Here is an 18,166-nt window from a genome sequence, read left to right as displayed (position 1 = left end):
ACAACATAAAAACCCGACCATAAGGTCGGGTTTTTATGTTGGCGGCGGGTCTGGATTTAACCGGACCATCATGCCCCCTTGTCGAACCAGGGTTAGAACCGAACCGCCCATCACCGGATAAAGTAAAAGGGCCTGTCTTGCGACAGGCCCTTTTACTTTATTTGGCGGTGAGGGAGGGATGATTCGCCACTGCGTGGCTCACCCCTTCGGGGCGGCCGTTGGCCGTTCATCGCAGCAAGCTGCTCTGCTCGAACCCGGCGAGGGTTCTCACCCTCCCTCCATGGGCATCTGATTTTGCTGTGCCACCAGATGCAAAAAACCGACCCTGAGGTCGGTTTTTCAATTTGGCGGTGGGTCGGGATTGACTCGCGCCATCCCTGGCGCTCGCCCTGCGGGCAGCCTGCGGCTGTCCAAGGGGGCTGTCCAAGGGGGCTGTCCTGCCCCCTTGTCGAACCAGGGTTAGAACCGAGCCGCCCATCACCGGATAAAGTAAAAGGGCCTGTCTTGCGACAGGCCCTTTTACTTTATTTGGCGGTGAGGGAGGGATTCGAACCCTCGATACGTTGCCGTATACACACTTTCCAGGCGTGCTCCTTCAGCCACTCGGACACCTCACCAATTTGTTTCAGTCATCTGCCTGTGGCTTGCGTAGCACGCGCTGCGTACTTTCTTGCCGATTTCATCGGCTGGCAGCCACTTGGGCACATCACCAAATTTTGGTCTGTGGTTTAACGTGTTCAGCCAACACGACATTCGCGGAGCTATTGCGCCGGAACGGGGCGTAATTTAGGGGAAAGCCCCGCCGGCGTCAACGGCTTTTTGGCTGCCGCGAACCGTTCGCACATTAATCGCGCAACTCAGTGCACAGATTCCGGTGCGACCTGGATCTCCGGCAGATTGAGGAAGCCAAGGCGTTCACATTCGGAAACCACTTCATGGGTCGCCGCCGTGGTGCTCTCGACGAACAGCAGGAACTGCTCGACGGAGAGACCCGCCTTGGTGAAGACGGTGTGGCCCACGACGAGGCGCGGCAGGTTGTCATCTATGATGTCGAGGAACACCTTGAGGGACGGGTATTGCATGTTGAGACGACCCAGCTCGGCCACCAGGGGCAGCAGCGATGAGGGGCGTACCTCCAGCTCGGATGAAAACAGCAACCCTTCCTCTTCCACGAAGATCCGGCTCTCCTGGATGCCCTCGACGGACTGCAGGGAGACCATGTGGATGCCGTGGCACTGATCGCACACATAGTGCTCGATCCGGGCCTGCTGCAGCCAACGCATTATCATTTCAGAGCTGGGGATATTCATCATTTTCACGAACACAATAAGGATCAAGGGGCGCAGTCTAAACCAATTTTCCGACAACCAAAAGCGCACAGGCGGGATCACTCCTGGTCTCGCTTCTTTTTGGCAAGCGCTATGCATATACTCAGCCATTCTCGTACCGCACTCGCCTCCACAGAAGGCCCGATGACCATCCAAGAAAAGTATCGCCTGCACCTGAAATCCCTCTCGGATGAACTGCTCGCCCTGCAAAAACCCATTCGCATCCTGGATGCCATCAAATGGCCTCGCCACCTGCAGACCGAGTTTCTCGCCAAGGGCGGACGAGCGCTGCCCGCCATCGATGCCGACTTCTATCAGGCCCTCCCCCTCGATTTCGATCCCCGCAACAAATACCTGGAGCTCAAGGAGCTGAGGGACAGGATCCGCAGAAAACTGGGGCCCCAGGATGATCTGGGCCGGATCCTGCAAGAGACGGTGGATCAGTACATGGTGGTGATCGAGATGCTGCGCCAGCGCGGGCAGCCGGACTTTCAGCGCTACAGCCAGTTGCTCTACGGCTCGGCGAGCGATCACCTGCGCGGGGATCGCAAGACCCTGAAAGAGCTGGGGGCCCGGCTGTGCGACATCTTCTCCCTGCCTGGCGCCCGCCATCTGGTGCGCCCCTACCCCAAGGAGTTCGAGGGGGAAGCGGCGGTGGCCAGGTTGCAGGGCAAGCTGTCGAACTACTTCAGCGACGGCACAGTGCAGGTCAAGCTGAGCGATGGCATCGTCTCCGATGCCGCCGCCGGGGGGGATTACATCAAGCTCAGCTCCCACGCCCGCTTCTCCGAGCTGGACTTGCAGGTATTGGAGGTGCACGAGGGCTGGGTGCACGTCGGCACTACCCTCAACGGCCGCCAGCAATCCTATGCCACCTGGCTGGGGGCTGGCTCGCCGCGCATCACCGCCTGCCAGGAGGGGTTGGCAGTGCTCATTGAGACCCTCACCTTCAGCTCCTTTCCGGACAGGGCCAAGCGCATCTCGGATCGGGTGATGGCCATCGACATGGCGGAGCGCGGCGCCGACTTCATCGAGGTGTTCCGCCACTTCGTCGAGAAGGGCGCCAGCGAGCACGATGCCTACAAGATCACCCAGCGGGTGTTTAGGGGCGGCATGGTCGAGGGAGGCGCCTGCTTCACCAAGGATCTCTCCTACGTGAGAGGCTATGTGGAGACGGTCAACTTCATCCGCAGCGCCGTGCTGGAGGGGGTGCCGGAGATCCTGCCCATGCTGTTCGTCGGCAAGGTGACCCTGGACGACATCCCTGTGCTCTATCAGCACTATCTGGAGGGGCTCATTGATGCGCCCCGCTACCTGCCCCCCATGTTCCGCGATCTCACCGGCCTCTACGTCTGGTTCGGCTTCGCCTCCGGCATGTCGCTCATCGACATCGGCCGGGTACAGCAGCATTTTCGCCAGCTGTTCCACCGCCTGCCGGTGGCCGACCCCATCATAGCGCCGGTGGACATAGAGATAGACTGAGCCCTTCCTCGACAAAAAAGGGCGCCCGTGAGGCGCCCTTCTTGATGCTGTGGCTTACTTGTAAGCCCGCCCTTCCAGATAGTGCTTGCGGCAGAGCGACACATAACGGTCGTTGCCCCCTATCTCCACCTGCTCGCCGTCACGCATTACCAACCCGGCTTCGTTCACCCGGGAGTTCATGTGTGCCTTGTTGCCACACCAGCAGATGCTCTTGAGCTCCTCGAACTTGTCGGCCAGACAGAGCAGGTGGTAGGAGCCGGGGAACAGCTCGCCGCGAAAATCTGTCTTGAGGCCGTAGGCCATGACCGGGATCTTGAGCTCATCGACGATGCGGGCCAGCTGATACACCTGCTCACGGGTCAGGAACTGCGCCTCGTCGACGATGAACACATCGATCTTCTTCTCGCCGTGGCGCGCCTTGACCATCTCGAACAGATCGCAGCTGTCACTGAACACTTCCACTTTCAGCTCCAGACCCACTCTGGCGCGGATCACCCCGACCCCGAAGCGGTCGTCGATGACCGGCGTCATGGCCAGCGGATTCATACCGCGCTCCAGATAATTGAAATGCGCCTGGATGAGCTGGGTCGATTTGCCCGAGTTCATGGTGGCAAATTTGTAGTGCAGTGAAGCCATGGTACTGTTCCGAAACTGAATTTATGGGGCGCATGCTAACCAAAGCCCCTGCCAAAACCAAGGGGCCCGTGGGCCCCTTGTTTCATTTATGCGACCGCCAGGTCTCGCTGGAGCCGCGCTTTACGCAAATGGTAACCGGAGAAGATGATGAACCAGAGCCCGCTGACGGTGAAACCCGCCAGCACAGAGTGCATCATCCCCATCACCAGGTAACCGAGGGCGGCACCGAAGGCGATGGCAAGCGCATAGGGCAGCTGGGTCATCACGTGATCGATGTGATGGCAACCGGCACCTGTGGCCGAGAGGATGCTGGTGCTGGAGATGGGCGAGCTGTGATCACCGAACACCGAGCCCGCCAGCACGGCGGCCAGCATCGGCAGCATCAGGCTGATGTCGCTGGCGGCCGCCATGTCACCGGCCAGTGGCAGCATGATACCGAAGGTGCCCCAGCTGGTCCCCGTGGCAAAGGCCATGGCGCAGGAGAGGATGAAGACCACTGCCGGCAGCACTTCGATCGGCAGGTTGCCGTTGGCCATGGAGGCCAGGTACTTGCCGGTCTCCACGTCGCGCACCACGGCGCCTATGGTCCAGGCGAACAGCAGTATGTTGATGGCGGGCAGCATGGCCATGATCCCCTGGGGGGCCGCCTTCATCCAGTTCTTGGCACCCAGCTTGAGGCGCATGGCCAGACCTATGGAAACCACCAGGCTGCACAGGGCGCCATAGACCAGGGAGGAGCCGACGTTGGTGTTCTCGAACGAGCCGAGCACGCTGAACGGCAGGCCTTTGCCGGCCAGCACGGCGGCGCCGGAATCAATCATGAAGTAGACGGTCGCCAGAGTCAGGGTCAGGATCGGCAGCACCATGTCGATCATGCCGCCATTGCTCTCCTCCGGAGACTCCATGTCCAGACCGATGGGACGGCCCTTGGACTCATCCCACAGCTTGCCTTCCAGCGCCCACTGCTCGTGTTGACGCATGGAGCCGATGTCGAGCTGGAAGGCGATCACCACCAGCACCATGATCAGGGTGAAGACCGCATAGAGGTTCATCGGGATCATCTCGACGAAGGCGGAGATGGGGCTCTGATCGGTCAGGCCATGGGCCGCCATTATGCCGCCCACCAGGGCGATTATGTAAGCGCCCCAGGAGGAGATAGGCATCAGCACGCAGACCGGCGCCGCGGTGGAGTCCAGCAGATAGGCCAGCTTGGCGCGGGAGATCTGGAAGCGATCGGTGACCGGACGGCAGATGGCCCCCACCGACAGGCTGTGGAAGAAGTCATCGATGAAGAAGGCGAAGACCATCATGCCGGTGAGGGCCTTGGCCCCCTTGCGGGTCTTGGCGCGCCGCGCCGCCCACTCGGCGAAGGCCCGGGTCGCCCCGGAGACGCTCATCAGGCTGATGAGGCCCCCCAGCAGCAACATGAACAGGATCATGTTGACGTTGTCCCGGTTGAGCGCACCGTCGACCCAGAAGATCTTGAGCACGGTGTTCAACATGTAATGCAGGGAATCGAGGGGGGAGAACTGGTTGAGCAGCAGACTGCCGGCCACAATACCAACCCCCAGCGACACCAGGACGCGGCGGGTGATGATCGCAAGGGCGACGGCCAACAAGGGGGGAACGACGGACCAACCGGAGTCGGCGTAATGAACGATGTCCATGATCTCTTTGCACCTAAAGACAACAGGTGGAGATCTACCGAGAGGATCAAAGAAACAAAACCCAGGGCGGGCATACTCCTCAGCCCCTTCAGGTAGCGCTCCATAGTGGATGACTATGGCAGTCCTGCACCTGTTCGATGCAGAACCAGCAACCCGGTATGATGGCCTGGTCACTTCGGCGCCGACTCCTTTCATCGAGCATCGCAGGCATCACCCTCCGCTCGGTTACTCATAGGCAGCGCGCCTCTACTTAAAGGTATTCGCGGCACATTTTATCGAGCCACCGGGTGATAGCAAGTTTTTTGATTAAATTTCAAGGCTTGTGTGGCGAAAAGTGGAAAAATGGTAGTCAAATGGTTCATAAAATACGACATGGTCGATATTTTCATCTACTCAGCACTCATTCGGAAATGAACCCGCTGCAAAAAGAATAAACCGGGCGTCGTGAATAATTGCCAGACTTTATTTATCTGCCTAATTAATTATTTTGGCAGACTTGACTTGATGCCAAATCCCCCTATAAATTATCGAAAAACCAGCCCTTCCCATTAATATTTCTGCTCGCGTGGTAGCCAATATGAACGAATTTTTGAAAATTCTGCTGAATATCCGTAGTCTGCGCGCAGCCTGCCGCGATTTGTCCCTGGAGCAACTGGAAGAGGGACTGCAGAAATTGTCCGAGGTGGTCGCCGAGCGCCAGCAGGATGAATCTGCAGAACGCCAGGCCCGCGAAGAACATCAGAAGAAAATTGCCGAATACGCCGAAATGTTGAAAGCCGCAGGGATAGATCCTGCTGAATTGGTGGGCACAGTTGCCACCGAAAGCACCAAGGCCAGCAAAGGCAAACGTGCCCCCCGCCCCGCCAAATATCGTTATCTGGACAATGGCGTGGAAAAAACCTGGACCGGCCAGGGCCGCATGCCCTCCGCCATTGCCAAGGCCGTGGCCGAAGGCAAATCTGTGGAAGACTTTGCCATCTGATCTGAAGCACAGTCCCGCCCAATAAAAAACCTCGCCATGCGAGGTTTTTTATTGTGTCAATGCCGGGCGTTTCAGCGCCTGTCTGCCGCCTTGACCCAGAGCACTTCCGGGGTGCCGGCAGAGACCAGCAAGTATCTGGCCACCGTGAAAAACCAGTCACTTAGCCGATTCAGATAGGGCAGGATAGCCGGGTTCACCTGCTCTTCCCGGCTCAGGCCGAGCAGCAGCCGCTCGCAGCGACGGGTCAGGGTGCGCACCACATGGGCCTGCGCCGCCGCCCGTGATCCGCTCGGCAGGATGAAATTGCGCAATACAGGCAACTGGGCGCTGTAGGCATCAATCTGTTGCTCCAGCCGCGCCGTCCAGGCCTCATTGACCTGCCACAGGGAAGCATTTTGCGCCTCGCTGGAAAACGCCAGCTCCCCGCCCAAATCAAACAGCTCTTGCTGCAACAATATGAGTTCAGCCAATAATGCCGGCTCATTCTCGGGTATTTCGGCCATTAGCAGACCTATCTGGGAATTGAGCTCGTCAATGGCGCCATAGGTCTCGACCCGCCTGTCATCTTTTGCAAGGGAGGAGCCATCAGCCAACCGCGTGAGGCCCTTGTCCCCTTGCCGGGTATATATTCTCATTCTGACATCCTGTTAATAATGGGAATAATCATGGATTCGAGTCCATTGAGTTTTATCTCGTACGCCAGAGCCAGGGTTTGGCCCAGCGCGCCAGCCGGAAAACCGCTGCGCGCCATCCATACCAGATAGGGCTCTGGAATATCTATGATGCGTCGCCCCTGATATTTACCGTAGGGCATCTTGCCCGCCAGGGTGAGCAATACCCGCTCATCGGAGAGTCTGTCCATATCAATCGATATTCAGATATTTATGGGTCTGGATGGAGAGCCGCCAATTACGGGCGATGCAGGTCGCCATGGCCAGCTCGGTGGCCCTGGGCTTCTGGCTGATGGGCTGCAATGCTATCACCACGTCGGGACGCAGGCTGGCCGTGGCCAGCAGGACATCGAGCTCCTCGATATGGCGCTCGGTAGCCACCGGATGCTTGATCTCGTTGGCCCGCTCCAGGGCCGAGACCAGCACAGGCAAGCCCCCCTTCATGCCGATCTTGGGGGAGACGGTGACCCAGGTCTGCGCGTGGGTCAGGATCTCGCTGGTACCACTGGTTTCGATCTGCACCTGATATCCCGCCGCCAGCAGGGCCGACGAGAGTTCGTGCAGATCGTAGAGACAGGGCTCGCCACCGGTCAACACCACATGGCGCGCCCGGTAACCCAGGGTCTCGAAGCTTCCCAGGATCTCCTCCGTGCTCATCTTGCTCCAGCCATCGGACTCGTTGGATCGGTCGAGCACCTCGCGGCTGCCCACCTCACGGGCAGGATCCACCACCCAGGTATGGCGGGTGTCGCACCAGGGACAGCCCACCGGGCAGCCTTGCAGGCGAACGAAGATGGCGGGCACGCCAGTGAAGACGCCCTCCCCCTGGATGGTCTGGAAGATCTCGTTGATTGGGTAGTGCATCTCGGTCACGGCTTGCTGCAAAAGGCGCGGATTATACCCCAAACCCGGGAAAGAGGCAGGATCACAATCCGGTTTTCTCGCGCAAGCTGGCCATGATGCCCGCCTTGTCGCACAGATAGCGTTGCAGGCCGCGGCTGCGCAGCTCGCAGGCGGGGCAAGTGCCGCAGCCATCCCCCTGGATACCGTTGTAGCAGGTCAGGGTCTGCTGGCGCACCGTCTCGAGGTGCCCATAGTGATCCGCCAGCGCCCAGGTTTCCGCCTTGTCGAGCCACATCAGGGGGGTCTCGAAGCGAATGGCGCGATCCAGCCCCAGCGACACCGCCTGATTGAGGGCCTTGACGAAGTCGTCGCGGCAATCGGGGTAACCGGAGAAGTCGGTCTCGCACACCCCGGTGATCAGGGTGTCGGCACCGACCTGATAGGCATAGATGGCCGCCAGGGTCAGAAACAGTATGTTGCGACCCGGCACGAAGGTGTTGGGCAGGCCGTTGTCCTGCAGCTCACCGCTGACCGGGATGTCGTCACGGGTCAGGGCCGAGACGGCCAGCTCACCCAGCATGGTCACATCCATCACCTTGTGGGCGGCAATCCCGAGCTGCCCTGCCAGACGTCGAGCAGTCTCGATCTCTTCCCGATGACGCTGGCCATAGTCGAAGGTGATGGCGTGCACTTCATCATAGAGGGCCAGGGCCTGCACCAGGCAGGTGGTACTGTCCTGACCACCACTGAATACCACGACGGCTTTTTTCACGTTCATCACTCCTGTTTGCAATTCAGATTCAAGCGCGGCGACCTTGGGCAAAGTCATGCCACTGCCGGTTCAACTGGGTAAAGAGGTTCATCAGCGGGGCGAAGCGCTCGGGCTCCCCTTCCCACTGGGATAACAGATGGTAGCCCGCCTCCAGGGTCGACAGCGCCTCGGGAAACGGCTTCTTGCGAATGGAATATTGCCCCGCCATGGCGCCCAGCGTGATCCTCGGCAATGCCTGCAGGGCCGGGTTGCTGTGCAACATGCGATAGGCCTTGCGCCAGGTACCATCGAGCAGGATGAAGTGCACCTCTTTGGCTTGCTCACGGCCCTCGCGCACCTGCGCCAGAGTCTGAGCCTCTTCGTCAGGCCACAGCAGATAGCACTGCACCTTGGGGGCGGCGAGCAGGGCATTGAGCCAGTCGGCATCGGCGAAATGCTCCCCCACGTGAATGCGGGCATGGCTGAGGGAGGCGGCCAGCAGGGCGGCCGTTCCCTTGGGGTGGGCGACCTCGCCGGGATGCTGCAGGATATGGAGCGGTGCGAGGTGAGGCACCTGCTGGATATATTCACACAGGCAGGCTTTGAGGGCTCGGGTACAGCGTGTACAGTATCGGCTCTCTCTGTCGTTGGGTTGTTTCATGTTGTCAGAAAAATCGGGTCTGCTCTGGGTCATCACGCTTTCGCTCGTCACTGCCTTGCTCTTCTTCACCGTACCTAACCACCTGCTCTCCTTCGATCGCGACCTGATCGCCCAGGGCGAAGGGTGGCGCATCATAACAGGCAATCTGGCCCACACCAACGGATGGCACCTGCTGCTCAACCTGAGCGGGCTTGCGGTGCTCTACAGCCTGTTTCGCGAATACCTGATGGGCTGGCGCCTGCCCGTGCTGCTCCTGCTGCTGGGGACGGCCGTCGGGCTCGGGATCTGGTGGTGGTGCCCGCAGACCCAATGGTACATGGGGCTATCCGGCTTGCTGCACGGCTTGTTCGTGTGGGGAGCCATGCAGGATATCCGCTATCGTCGCCATTCGGGCTGGCTCATGCTAGTTGGCATCGTCATCAAGCTCGGGCTGGATTTTTACAGTGCGGGAGAGAGCCCTGTCTCTGCCCTCATTGGCGCCAGGGTGCACATAGAGTCGCACCTCATCGGCTCGGCTGCCGGCCTGCTGCTCGGCCTCTTCCCCATCGGCCTGGGTGTGCAGACCGTCAAGTCCTGATCCCTCTCGGATAAGGGCTGCCACTCATTCGCAGCAGTTCTCACCCATCAAAATGCAACAGGCCGGATCTGCAATCCGGCCTGTGCTCATCAAGGGGTCGACCCCTTATCGGCAGAGCTCGGCGTTGATCGCCCCCAGCACGGCGGCCGGATCCGCCGCCTGAGTGATGGGTCGCCCTATCACCAGGTAGTCGGCCCCCGCCTCCACCGCCGCCAGCGGCGTCATGACCCGGCGTTGATCCCCGGCCGCCGATCCGCTCGGGCGAATGCCCGGGGTCACCAGCTTGAAGTCGGTGCCGAGTAAGGCTTTCAACGCACTGGCTTCCTCGGCGGAGCAGACCACGCCGTCCAGCCCTGCCGTCTTGGCGAGGGTGGCCAACCGGATCACCTGCTCGGCCGGGCTAACATCCAGACCCAGGGGGGCCATATCGGACTGCTCCATGCTGGTCAGCACTGTCACCCCGATCAGCAGAGGCGCCTTGTCACCATAGGGCAGCAGCGCCTCCCTGGCAGCGCGCATCATGCGTTCTCCCCCGCTGGCATGGACGTTGACCATCCAGACCCCGAGCTCGGCACTCGCCGCCACGGCCTTGGCAACCGTATTGGGAATGTCGTGAAACTTCAGATCCAGGAACACCTCGAAGCCCTTGGCCACCAGCTGACGCACGAACTGGGGGCCAAACAGGGTAAACATCTCCTTGCCCACCTTGAGGCGGCACTCGGCCGGAGAGATCTGTTCAATGAAGGCGAAGGCATCGGCTTCGTGCTGATAATCCAGCGCGACCAGTACTTTGGGGTCTTGCATGTCACTTCCTATGGGTTGTTATGCCACATCCAGACTCGACACGGCCGACGAGCCGGTCGCAGTCTGGCATCTTGATCACTTGGGTTAGCGCCGGGTTCGGCTTGCCGCCTCCGCTCGAGGCGCGCGGGGACGGACTTTTGGTCACTAAGGGCTATTCACCATCCAGGCCACGAATAGGCTTGATGGAGCCCCACTGCCGGCAGGAGGGACACTGCCAGAACAGCGAATGGGTGGCAAAGCCGCACTGGCGGCACTTGTGGGTCGATTTTATCTTGATCTGCTCGCCGACCAGCTGCTGCAGCAGCTCCAGACTCTCCTTGGCGGGCCCCTCCTCGGCGCTGGCCAACTGGAAGCCCACCAGCTGGTAAAACCCCTTCATGGAGGGGTGGCGCCGCAGCTGACGCAGCACCAGGGCGCGGGCCTGGCTCAGGCCGTCGCGCGCCTCCACCAGATTGGCCAGGGCCAGGGTTACGCTGACACCGGCATGATCCTCCACCGCCTTCTCCAGCAGCGGGATCAGCTCCTGGGTGCGGCCAAGCTGCTGATAGCAATCGAGCAGCCTGGGCATGGCTTCGGAGGCAAAATCCATGTCCTGCTCGAACACCCGCAGCAGATCCTTGCTGGCCTCCTCGTACTTGCCCTCTTCCATCGACAGATCGGCCAGTCGCAGGCTGGCCCGAGCGCAGGCAGGATGGGCAGCGAGCGCCCGCTTGAACTTGGCGATCCCCGCCCCCTTGTCACCGTCGCGCAAGGCGCTCTCCGCCTGCTCGCAATAGAAATGGGAGATGGGCTCCGCCAGCTTCTTGCCCTGGAATTTCTGCAGGCGAATGGCGACCTCGATGGCCTTGTCCCAGTCGCGCAGCTGTTGATGGATGATGAGCAACTGCGCCAGCGCCGTCTCTTCAAAGTCGCTGTCTTCGCACAGCTCCTTCCAGAGCGCTTCGGCCCGATCCAGAAGGCCGGCAGCCAGGAAATCCCGGGCCAGCTCCTGCAGCGCGAGCTGACGCTGCTCCCGGGTCAGCTGGCGGGCGACCAGGTTCTGGTGGATCTTGATGGCGCGATCGACCTCGCCCCGTTGACGAAACAGGTTGCCGAGGGATAGATGGGTTTCGATGGTTTCGCTGTCGACTTCCAGCAGCTGGATGAAGAGATCCACCGCCTTGTCCGACTCGTCAGACAGCAAATAGTTGAGGCCCGCCACGTACTGGCGGGAAAACTGGTTACTCTGTTGCTGGGTGTCCTGACGAACACTCCTGCGTCCCATGTACCAGCCATAACCGGCGGCAATCGGCAACAGCAGGAAAAGCAGTTCAAGCATCGAGGGACATTATTCCTTGGCTGGCGACCGGGCTAGCTCCAACTCACGGGATTGACGACGCATGGTGCGACTGAGGGTGCGGTTTTGCAGTTTCAAGCGCAGGAAGAGCAGACCGAACACCAGCCAGCCCAACAGGAAGCCACCGGCAAAGAAGAACCCCAGCAGCATGGAGAGGGAGAACTCCCCCTGGGCGATGAGATAGTTGAACTGCACCAGCTGGCCATTTTGCGAGCCGATGGCGAGGGTCAGTACAAACACCAGCACCAATGGGATGAGGGCCAAGATGCGCTTCATAAGATCTCCCTGTCTGTAGCTAATGAGAGACTGATTATCCTTAAAATCACAGGCAGACTCTAGAGCGAATGGGAAAAGACTGCGAGAAACCTGACAAATCACATATCTAAAGACGTAAAAATAAAAAAGGCATACCCAGGTATGCCATTTTCTGCATTATTCGATGATGTTCACGCGTTCGCGCAACTCTTTACCAGGCTTGAAATGCGGGACATATTTCCCGGTCAGTTCAACCTTGTCCCCGGTCTTGGGGTTGCGACCCACGCGGGGCGCACGATAGTGCAGTGAGAAACTTCCAAATCCTCGGATTTCAATCCGGTCGCCGTTTTGCAAGGTCGATGCCATCTGCTCAAGGATCTCCTTGATGGCGGCTTCGACATCTTTGGCCGGCATATGCATGCGGCTGGCAGCCAATTGTTCGATGAGATCTGATTTGGTCATAAGGTTAAATCTCCTTCCCCGATCACATGCAATTTTCATTATGCCAAGATAAAAAAGGGCGGCGTAAAGCCGCCCTTTTCTTGCATCAAGGATTACTCACCCTTGGCGGCTTTGAACGCTTCCATCATGGCATTGCTGAACACAACTTCTTCTTGTTGGTTCAGGCTGTCGATGGCAACACGCTCGTCAGCCTCGTCCTTGGCACGGACAGACAGGCTTACGGTACGGTTCTTGCGATCAACACCCATGAATTTGGCTTCAACTTCGTCACCGACAGACAGCACCAGAGTGGCGTCTTCTACACGGTCACGAGCAGCGTCGGAGGCACGCAGGTAGCCTTCCACGCCGTCAGCCAGTTCGATCACGGCACCCTTGGCGTCAACCTCGGTAACCTTACCCTTCACGATAGCACCTTTCTTGTTGTCAGACAGGTACTTGTTGAACGGGTCTTCTTCGATCTGCTTGACACCCAGGGAGATGCGCTCGCGCTCCGGGTCCACTTGCAGAACAACGGCTTCGATTTCGTCGCCCTTCTTGAATTCACGTACTGCTTCTTCGCCCTGGTTGTTCCAGGAGATGTCAGACAGGTGAACCAGGCCGTCGATGCCGCCGTCCAGACCGATGAAGATACCGAAGTCAGTGATGGACTTGATCTTGCCGGAAACACGGTCGCCCTTGGCGTGAGTTTCGGCAAACAGCTGCCACGGGTTGGACTTGCACTGCTTCAGACCCAGGGAGATACGACGACGCTCTTCGTCGATGTCCAGAACCATCACGTCAACCACATCGCCAACGTTAACAACCTTGGACGGGTGGATGTTCTTGTTGGTCCAATCCATCTCGGATACGTGTACCAGGCCTTCAACGCCTTCTTCGATTTCAACGAAGCAGCCGTAGTCGGTCAGGTTGGTCACGCGGCCAGACAGACGGGTGGTCTCCGGGTAACGCTTGGCGATAGCAACCCAGGGATCTTCGCCCAGCTGCTTCAGACCCAGGGATACACGGGTACGCTCGCGGTCGAACTTCAGAACCTTGACTGCGATCTCGTCGCCAACGTTGACGATTTCGGAAGGATGCTTAACGCGCTTCCACGCCATGTCGGTGATGTGCAGCAGGCCGTCAACACCGCCCAGATCTACGAATGCACCGTAGTCGGTCAGGTTCTTGACGATACCCTTAACTTCTTGACCTTCTTGCAGGTTGGCCAGCAGGCTTTCGCGCTCGGAGGTGTTCTCGGTTTCGATCACGGCACGACGGGAAACGACAACGTTGTTGCGCTTCTGGTCCAGCTTGATGACCTTGAACTCGAGTTCTTTGTTTTCCAGGTGAGCGGTGTCACGGATCGGACGCACGTCAACCAGAGAACCCGGCAGGAAGGCACGGATGCCGTTCAGCTCAACGGTGAAACCACCCTTGACCTTGCCGTTGATGATACCGATAACGGTAGCTTGCTCTTCGTATGCCTTCTCAAGCTGCAGCCAGGCTTCGTGGCGCTTGGCTTTTTCGCGGGACAGCTTGGTTTCGCCGAAACCATCTTCGATAGAGTCCAGAGCCACGTCAACGGTGTCGCCTACGTTGATTTCCAGTTCGCCCAGGGCGTTCTTGAACTCTTCAGCAGGAATGGCAGACTCGGATTTCAGACCGGCGTCAACCAGTACAAAACCGTTCTCGATAGCAACGACGGTACCCTTGACGATGGAACCTTGACGGGTTTCAACGGCGTTCAGGGACTCTTCAAAGAGTTGAGCAAAAGATTCGATCATTGTTTGTGTCACAAATGAAACATCCACTCGCAATCCGGCACAAGCGGGGTTGTTTTAAATTATCTGCGCCATCCATGGTGCAGACGACTGACATCAGCTGGTGCTGACATCACCAAGTTGTTGCTCCGCATAGGCGAGCACCGTTGCCAGTACGTCATCTATGGTCATAGACGTTGAGTCTACCACAAGAGCATCTTCCGCGGGTTTCAGGGGGGCAACGGCGCGATTTCTGTCGCGATCGTCACGTTCCCGAATCTCGGTTAAAAGACGCTCAAAGTTAACATCAAAGCCCTTATCTTGCAACTGCTTATAGCGGCGCTGCGCCCGCTCTTCCGCGCTGGCATCGAGGAAAATCTTCACTTCGGCCTCGGGGAAAACCACAGTCCCCATATCACGACCATCGGCAATGAGACCCGGCAACTGGCGGAAGGCACGCTGGCGGCGCAGCAGCGCCTCGCGCACGCGGGGGAAGACGGCGACCTTGCTGGCGGCATCGCTCACTTCCTGGGAGCGGATGGTACGGGAGACATCTTCCCCTTCCAGCACCACCTTGACCTGTCCGCCGTCGACCTGGAACTGCACGTCCAGATTGGCAGCCAGGGGCACCAGCGCGGCTTCGGCGTCGAGCTCCACATCGTGGTGCAAGGCCGCCAGCGCCAGCACCCGGTAGATGGCACCGGAGTCGAGCAGGTGCCATCCCAGTTTCTCTGCCAACAGCTGGCACAGGGTGCCCTTACCGGCTCCACTCGGGCCATCAATTGTCATCACGGGGGCCATCTGAGGCATAACTTTTCTCCTGCGCACTCGGCATGTTGACTGGTTGCACACATCCCTGGCGGGATGGGGTAATGGGCGCCGATTATACCCGAATGCACCGGCGCTGGCAGTTGTCAGGGCGCACAATTGCGCAAAAGTCGTCGCGATTGCGCCTATTATGACCAATCCGGTAAACCATCCCTCCTGCAAGGTTTTGTTCTTATGGTTGTTATGGACAAGGCGCGCTAAACTGGCCGCCTTTTTTAAGCAGTTGTAGTCAGGAGCAACCCTATGAGCAGCATTAGCCTGGTGGCTAAATCCAAGTTGCCAACCCCCTGGGGCACCTTCACGCTAGTTGGCTTTCAGGAAACCGGTACAGGCAAGGATCACGCCGCACTGGTGATGGGCGATATCGCGGACGGTGAGCCCGTACTGGGCCGAATTCATTCCGAGTGTCTGACCGGGGACGCCCTGTTCAGCCTGCGCTGCGACTGCGGCTTCCAGTTGCAGGCTGCCATGGAGAAGATCGCCAAGGCCGGTCGCGGCGTCTTGCTATATGTCCGCCAGGAAGGCCGTGGCATAGGCCTGCTCAACAAGATCCGTGCCTATCATCTGCAGGATCAGGGCGCCGACACCGTCGAGGCCAACGTGGCACTGGGCTTTGCCGCCGACATGCGCGATTACACCATCTGTGCCGATATGCTGAAGGCCTTGGAGGTCAAGAGTCTGCGCTTGATGACCAACAACCCGCGCAAGCTGAAGGCGATGGAATCCTTTGGCATTCCGGTGGCCGAGCGCGTCCCCCTGCAGGAGGGGCGCAATCCCCACAACGAGTTCTATCTCTCCACCAAGGCGAACAAGCTGGATCATCTGTTCAAGAAGTGATGGCTCGCAGCCTGGCAGCGGAATGAAAAACGCCTCCCATCGGGAGGCGTTTTTGTTGGCGTTTTCGCTGCCCTATTGATTGTCCACCAAGGCACCGTATGGTGCTGACTCTGGATTGGCCTGTGCCAACAGAAAATCCCGCAGCGCCCGGTTGGCCATGGAGAGGGGATCTCCCCGCCGCCAGGCCACGCAGAGATCGAGGAAGATGGGCGGAGCAAAGGGGATGCCGCAAAGCGCCGTCTCCTCCTCCAGCGCCATGCGCAGGAAGGTGGTCACGGCGAACCCCTGTCTCACCACCGCCTTGAGCAGGGGGATGAGGTTGCTCTCGAAGCCGATGTTGGGCTCGATCCCCAAGCCCTGTGCCAGCGCCTCCATGTGCTCTCTGTGGTAGAAACCCCGCCGGAACATGGCGAGCTCCTGGCTGAAGAATTGCGGCAGCGAGACGGCGCCGGCCCCGCGCAGGGGATGCTCCTCCCCCACCACCATCAGCATCTCCTCGCGCAGCAGCTGGGCCCCCTCGAGGGCAGGCGGCAGATCGCTGGTGATAAGGATGGCCAGATCCAGGCTGCCGTCCACCATGCGACTGAGCAGCTCGCGGGTGCCAGCTTCCTCCACCCGGATCTTCAAACCGGGGTAGCTATGCTTGAAGGCCATCAGGATCGGCGGGAAGTAATAGGAGCCCATCATGTAGGGAATGCCGATGCGCACCTCCCCCCGCTCCAGTCCCTTGAGCTCGGCCATCTCCGCCTCTGCCTGGTGCATCTGCAGCAGCAGCCGCTCGGCGTGACGGCAGAGCACCTCCCCCTCCGGGGTGAGCCGCACGCTGCGATCCTGCCTGTCGAACAGGCGCAGTTCGAGCTGTTGCTCCAGCTTGGCGATGGCCATGCTGACGGCCGGTTGCGCCACGTGCAAGCCCTGGGCGGCCTTGGTGAAGGAGCCCGCGTCCCGCACTGCCAGCAGGTAACCGAGCTGTTTCAGATCCATATCAATTCCATTTATCAGACTGATAACTTAAATATATTATATTTATATAGAGCGACCCACTACTCTGCACAAAAGTCGTCGGGACAACTCCATATGATCGAAGTAGGCAGTCGCGAATGGATACGCGCCACCCTGGCCCTCAGCCTGGGATCCTTCCTGGTATTTCTCAATCTCTATCAGACCCATCCCCTGCTGCCCCTGCTGGCACAGGTGTTCTCCGTCAGCTCCCTGTCGGCTGGATGGACCCTGGCGGGCTGCACCGCCGGGCTCGCGGGATCGCTGCTCATCTGCGCCCGCCTGGCGGACAGGTTCGGGCGTCGCCGGATCATGCTGTGGACCTTGACCTGCGCCATACTGCTTTCCCTGTGCATTCCCTGGGTGACTCGCTTCGATCTGCTGGTGTGCCTGCGCATGCTGCAGGGGGCCTTGCTGGCCGGGCTGCCGGCCACCGCCATCGCCTACATGGGAGAAGAGTTCAGCAAGCGTGCCCTGCTCTCGGCGGTGGGGGTCTATATCGCCGCCAACTCCCTCGGCGGCATCGCCGGCCGGGTGGTCGGCGGCCTGCTGGCGGGCTGGTTTGGCGACTGGCAACATACCTTCCTCGGGATCGGGCTCATCAGTCTCGCCCTGCTGCCGCTGGTCATCTGGTTGCTACCCGCCCAGACCCGTTTCGTGGCCGTGGTGGCGGCGCCCGGACAACTGCGCGGGGCCATCCAGAGCCACCTCGGCAACCCCTTGCTGCTGGGGGCCTATCTCATCGGCGGGCTCAACTTCATGGTGTTCCTGAACCAGTACAGCTACCTTACCTTCCTGCTGGCCAAGGCCCCCTTCTCCCTGCCGACCCAGTGGCTCGGCATGCTGTTTCTGACCTACCTCACCGGCACCCTCGCCTCCTCCCTGAGCGGCCGCTGTGCCCATCGCTTTGGGGCGCAGCGCCTGCTGCTGGCGGGGATAGCCCTGATGGCCCTCGGCAGCCTCGCCCTGCTGCAGGGTACCCTTGCCGCCATCATAGGAGGGTTGCTTGTCTCGAGTTTCGGCTTCTTCCTCGCCCACGCCTGCGCCAGCGCCTGGGTCGGCCAGCATGTGGAGCACAACAGGGCGCTCGCCTCGTCGCTCTATCTGGTGGGGTATTATCTGGGGGCCAGTCTGGGGGGGCTTTACTTGCATCCCTTCTGGGAGCGGGGGGGCCTTTGGGGATTGGTGCTCGGCATAGAACTGGTCTTGTGCGTCACCGCCGCCTTGAGCCTCTGGCTCGGCCATCTCAAGGGGCGCGCGGCGCCGCCCCTCTCCTCTCACGCCTCGTCACGCCAGTGACGGGGCCCT

General features: G+C 59.8%; 20 protein-coding genes, 1 tRNA gene, 1 other RNA gene and 1 riboswitch. Of the genes, 5 read left to right on the top strand and 17 right to left on the bottom strand.

The genetic code is table 11. The annotated features are described in order from the left end of the window. Positions 1-162: 162 nt before the first annotated feature. From ACFWHB_RS09550 to ACFWHB_RS09540, 3 genes are all read right to left on the bottom strand, one after another. Positions 163-291: non-coding RNA, RtT sRNA (locus ACFWHB_RS09550), on the bottom strand. Between the two features lie 238 nt (positions 292-529). Beyond that, positions 530-617 (bottom strand) — tRNA-Ser (locus ACFWHB_RS09545). Between the two features lie 240 nt (positions 618-857). Then, positions 858-1,313: a YbjN domain-containing protein gene (locus tag ACFWHB_RS09540; RefSeq protein WP_161507131.1), complete on the bottom strand. Its 456-nt coding sequence runs from the start codon at positions 1,311-1,313 to the stop codon at positions 858-860. A gap of 159 nt (positions 1,314-1,472) precedes the next feature. Between ACFWHB_RS09540 and ACFWHB_RS09535 the strand changes: the two genes are divergently transcribed. Next, complete coding sequence (locus ACFWHB_RS09535) at positions 1,473-2,810, top strand: flavohemoglobin expression-modulating QEGLA motif protein (protein ID WP_106886614.1); 1,338 nt, start codon at positions 1,473-1,475, stop codon at positions 2,808-2,810. Between the two features lie 54 nt (positions 2,811-2,864). Here the strand turns inward: ACFWHB_RS09535 and ACFWHB_RS09530 are convergent, their stop codons facing one another. After that, the gene (locus ACFWHB_RS09530) at positions 2,865-3,446 is read right to left on the bottom strand and encodes a thymidine kinase (RefSeq protein ID WP_106886613.1); all 582 of its coding nucleotides are present in this window, start codon (positions 3,444-3,446) and stop codon (positions 2,865-2,867) included. A gap of 86 nt (positions 3,447-3,532) precedes the next feature. Next, positions 3,533-5,113 carry a Na+/H+ antiporter NhaC family protein gene (locus tag ACFWHB_RS09525; RefSeq protein ID WP_111913730.1) on the bottom strand — a complete coding sequence of 527 codons (1,581 nt, stop codon included), beginning with the start codon at positions 5,111-5,113 and terminating at the stop codon, positions 3,533-3,535. An 85-nt stretch (positions 5,114-5,198) separates the two neighbouring features. Next, a riboswitch (Lysine riboswitch) is annotated at positions 5,199-5,370 on the bottom strand. Positions 5,371-5,690: 320 nt separating this feature from the next. On the opposite strand from ACFWHB_RS09525, the gene ACFWHB_RS09520 reads away from it, so the two are divergent. Continuing rightward, entirely contained in the window at positions 5,691-6,095 is a 405-nt protein-coding gene (locus ACFWHB_RS09520; RefSeq protein ID WP_025327182.1) for an H-NS family histone-like protein, read from the top strand. Between the two features lie 71 nt (positions 6,096-6,166). Here the strand turns inward: ACFWHB_RS09520 and ACFWHB_RS09515 are convergent, their stop codons facing one another. The 5 genes from ACFWHB_RS09515 to ACFWHB_RS09495 form a co-directional block, all read right to left on the bottom strand. After that, on the bottom strand, positions 6,167-6,730 hold the full coding sequence (locus ACFWHB_RS09515) for a cob(I)yrinic acid a,c-diamide adenosyltransferase (protein ID WP_106886611.1): 564 nt from the start codon (positions 6,728-6,730) through the stop codon (positions 6,167-6,169). Further along, a complete protein-coding gene (locus tag ACFWHB_RS09510; protein WP_005327834.1) occupies positions 6,727-6,957 on the bottom strand; it encodes a DUF3820 family protein in 231 nt (76 codons plus the stop codon). The genes ACFWHB_RS09515 and ACFWHB_RS09510 overlap by 4 nt, the downstream gene beginning before the upstream one ends. A 1-nt stretch (position 6,958) precedes the next feature. Then, complete coding sequence (gene queE / locus ACFWHB_RS09505; protein WP_163147543.1) at positions 6,959-7,630, bottom strand: 7-carboxy-7-deazaguanine synthase QueE; 672 nt, start codon at positions 7,628-7,630, stop codon at positions 6,959-6,961. A 61-nt stretch (positions 7,631-7,691) separates the two neighbouring features. After that, positions 7,692-8,381 (bottom strand): 7-cyano-7-deazaguanine synthase QueC, encoded by a 690-nt coding sequence (queC, locus tag ACFWHB_RS09500; RefSeq protein ID WP_395950043.1) that lies wholly within the window; start codon positions 8,379-8,381, stop codon positions 7,692-7,694. A gap of 28 nt (positions 8,382-8,409) precedes the next feature. Then, entirely contained in the window at positions 8,410-9,054 is a 645-nt protein-coding gene (locus tag ACFWHB_RS09495) for a tRNA-uridine aminocarboxypropyltransferase (RefSeq protein WP_395950042.1), read from the bottom strand. Between ACFWHB_RS09495 and rrtA the strand changes: the two genes are divergently transcribed. Next, a complete protein-coding gene (gene rrtA, locus ACFWHB_RS09490; protein WP_395950041.1) occupies positions 9,020-9,598 on the top strand; it encodes a rhombosortase in 579 nt (192 codons plus the stop codon). The genes ACFWHB_RS09495 and rrtA overlap by 35 nt on opposite strands. Positions 9,599-9,703: 105 nt before the next feature. On the opposite strand, the gene pyrF is transcribed toward rrtA, so the two are convergent. From pyrF to cmk, 6 genes are all read right to left on the bottom strand, one after another. Then, positions 9,704-10,402: an orotidine-5'-phosphate decarboxylase gene (gene pyrF, locus ACFWHB_RS09485; RefSeq protein WP_111913353.1), complete on the bottom strand. Its 699-nt coding sequence runs from the start codon at positions 10,400-10,402 to the stop codon at positions 9,704-9,706. A gap of 151 nt (positions 10,403-10,553) precedes the next feature. Next, complete coding sequence (lapB, locus tag ACFWHB_RS09480) at positions 10,554-11,720, bottom strand: lipopolysaccharide assembly protein LapB (RefSeq protein WP_106886608.1); 1,167 nt, start codon at positions 11,718-11,720, stop codon at positions 10,554-10,556. Between the two features lie 9 nt (positions 11,721-11,729). Beyond that, the gene (locus ACFWHB_RS09475) at positions 11,730-12,014 is read right to left on the bottom strand and encodes a LapA family protein (RefSeq protein WP_005327818.1); all 285 of its coding nucleotides are present in this window, start codon (positions 12,012-12,014) and stop codon (positions 11,730-11,732) included. A gap of 156 nt (positions 12,015-12,170) precedes the next feature. Continuing rightward, positions 12,171-12,455, bottom strand: coding sequence for an integration host factor subunit beta (ihfB, locus tag ACFWHB_RS09470; protein WP_005299934.1), 285 nt, complete (start codon positions 12,453-12,455; stop codon positions 12,171-12,173). A 92-nt stretch (positions 12,456-12,547) separates the two neighbouring features. Beyond that, the gene (gene rpsA, locus ACFWHB_RS09465; RefSeq protein WP_005327816.1) at positions 12,548-14,218 is read right to left on the bottom strand and encodes a 30S ribosomal protein S1; all 1,671 of its coding nucleotides are present in this window, start codon (positions 14,216-14,218) and stop codon (positions 12,548-12,550) included. Positions 14,219-14,311: 93 nt separating this feature from the next. Beyond that, a complete protein-coding gene (cmk, locus tag ACFWHB_RS09460; RefSeq protein ID WP_042649706.1) occupies positions 14,312-15,004 on the bottom strand; it encodes a (d)CMP kinase in 693 nt (230 codons plus the stop codon). A gap of 261 nt (positions 15,005-15,265) precedes the next feature. Here cmk and ribA point away from each other — a divergent pair, with 261 nt between their 5' ends. Beyond that, positions 15,266-15,859: a GTP cyclohydrolase II gene (gene ribA, locus ACFWHB_RS09455; protein ID WP_106886607.1), complete on the top strand. Its 594-nt coding sequence runs from the start codon at positions 15,266-15,268 to the stop codon at positions 15,857-15,859. A gap of 72 nt (positions 15,860-15,931) precedes the next feature. On the opposite strand, the gene ACFWHB_RS09450 is transcribed toward ribA, so the two are convergent. Then, complete coding sequence (locus ACFWHB_RS09450) at positions 15,932-16,843, bottom strand: LysR family transcriptional regulator (protein WP_395950040.1); 912 nt, start codon at positions 16,841-16,843, stop codon at positions 15,932-15,934. 93 nt (positions 16,844-16,936) lie between these two features. Here ACFWHB_RS09450 and ACFWHB_RS09445 point away from each other — a divergent pair, with 93 nt between their 5' ends. Next, complete coding sequence (locus ACFWHB_RS09445) at positions 16,937-18,157, top strand: MFS transporter (protein WP_395950039.1); 1,221 nt, start codon at positions 16,937-16,939, stop codon at positions 18,155-18,157. Positions 18,158-18,166 lie beyond the last annotated feature (9 nt).

The organism is Aeromonas mytilicola subsp. aquatica (genome assembly GCF_044336385.1).
Classification (GTDB): Bacteria; Pseudomonadota; Gammaproteobacteria; order Enterobacterales; family Aeromonadaceae; genus Aeromonas; species Aeromonas rivipollensis.
The sequence above is the reverse complement of the archived record's forward strand: the minus strand, read 5'-3'. Positions and strand labels throughout refer to the sequence as shown.

Coding starts and splice junctions, on each gene's coding strand:
- ACFWHB_RS09445 (WP_395950039.1), top strand. CDS start 16,937: ATGATCGAAGTAGGCAGTCGCGAATGGATACGCGCCACCCTGGCCCTC.
- lapB (WP_106886608.1), bottom strand. CDS start 11,720: ATGCTTGAACTGCTTTTCCTGCTGTTGCCGATTGCCGCCGGTTATGGC.
- ACFWHB_RS09495 (WP_395950042.1), bottom strand. CDS start 9,054: ATGACCCAGAGCAGACCCGATTTTTCTGACAACATGAAACAACCCAAC.
- ribA (WP_106886607.1), top strand. CDS start 15,266: ATGAGCAGCATTAGCCTGGTGGCTAAATCCAAGTTGCCAACCCCCTGG.
- ACFWHB_RS09530 (WP_106886613.1), bottom strand. CDS start 3,446: ATGGCTTCACTGCACTACAAATTTGCCACCATGAACTCGGGCAAATCG.
- ACFWHB_RS09515 (WP_106886611.1), bottom strand. CDS start 6,730: ATGAGAATATATACCCGGCAAGGGGACAAGGGCCTCACGCGGTTGGCT.
- rrtA (WP_395950041.1), top strand. CDS start 9,020: ATGTTGTCAGAAAAATCGGGTCTGCTCTGGGTCATCACGCTTTCGCTC.
- ACFWHB_RS09475 (WP_005327818.1), bottom strand. CDS start 12,014: ATGAAGCGCATCTTGGCCCTCATCCCATTGGTGCTGGTGTTTGTACTG.
- ACFWHB_RS09525 (WP_111913730.1), bottom strand. CDS start 5,113: ATGGACATCGTTCATTACGCCGACTCCGGTTGGTCCGTCGTTCCCCCC.
- queE (WP_163147543.1), bottom strand. CDS start 7,630: ATGCACTACCCAATCAACGAGATCTTCCAGACCATCCAGGGGGAGGGC.
- ihfB (WP_005299934.1), bottom strand. CDS start 12,455: ATGACCAAATCAGATCTCATCGAACAATTGGCTGCCAGCCGCATGCAT.
- ACFWHB_RS09520 (WP_025327182.1), top strand. CDS start 5,691: ATGAACGAATTTTTGAAAATTCTGCTGAATATCCGTAGTCTGCGCGCA.
- ACFWHB_RS09535 (WP_106886614.1), top strand. CDS start 1,473: ATGACCATCCAAGAAAAGTATCGCCTGCACCTGAAATCCCTCTCGGAT.
- rpsA (WP_005327816.1), bottom strand. CDS start 14,218: ATGATCGAATCTTTTGCTCAACTCTTTGAAGAGTCCCTGAACGCCGTT.
- pyrF (WP_111913353.1), bottom strand. CDS start 10,402: ATGCAAGACCCCAAAGTACTGGTCGCGCTGGATTATCAGCACGAAGCC.
- cmk (WP_042649706.1), bottom strand. CDS start 15,004: ATGCCTCAGATGGCCCCCGTGATGACAATTGATGGCCCGAGTGGAGCC.
- ACFWHB_RS09540 (WP_161507131.1), bottom strand. CDS start 1,313: ATGATGAATATCCCCAGCTCTGAAATGATAATGCGTTGGCTGCAGCAG.
- ACFWHB_RS09450 (WP_395950040.1), bottom strand. CDS start 16,843: ATGGATCTGAAACAGCTCGGTTACCTGCTGGCAGTGCGGGACGCGGGC.
- ACFWHB_RS09510 (WP_005327834.1), bottom strand. CDS start 6,957: ATGGACAGACTCTCCGATGAGCGGGTATTGCTCACCCTGGCGGGCAAG.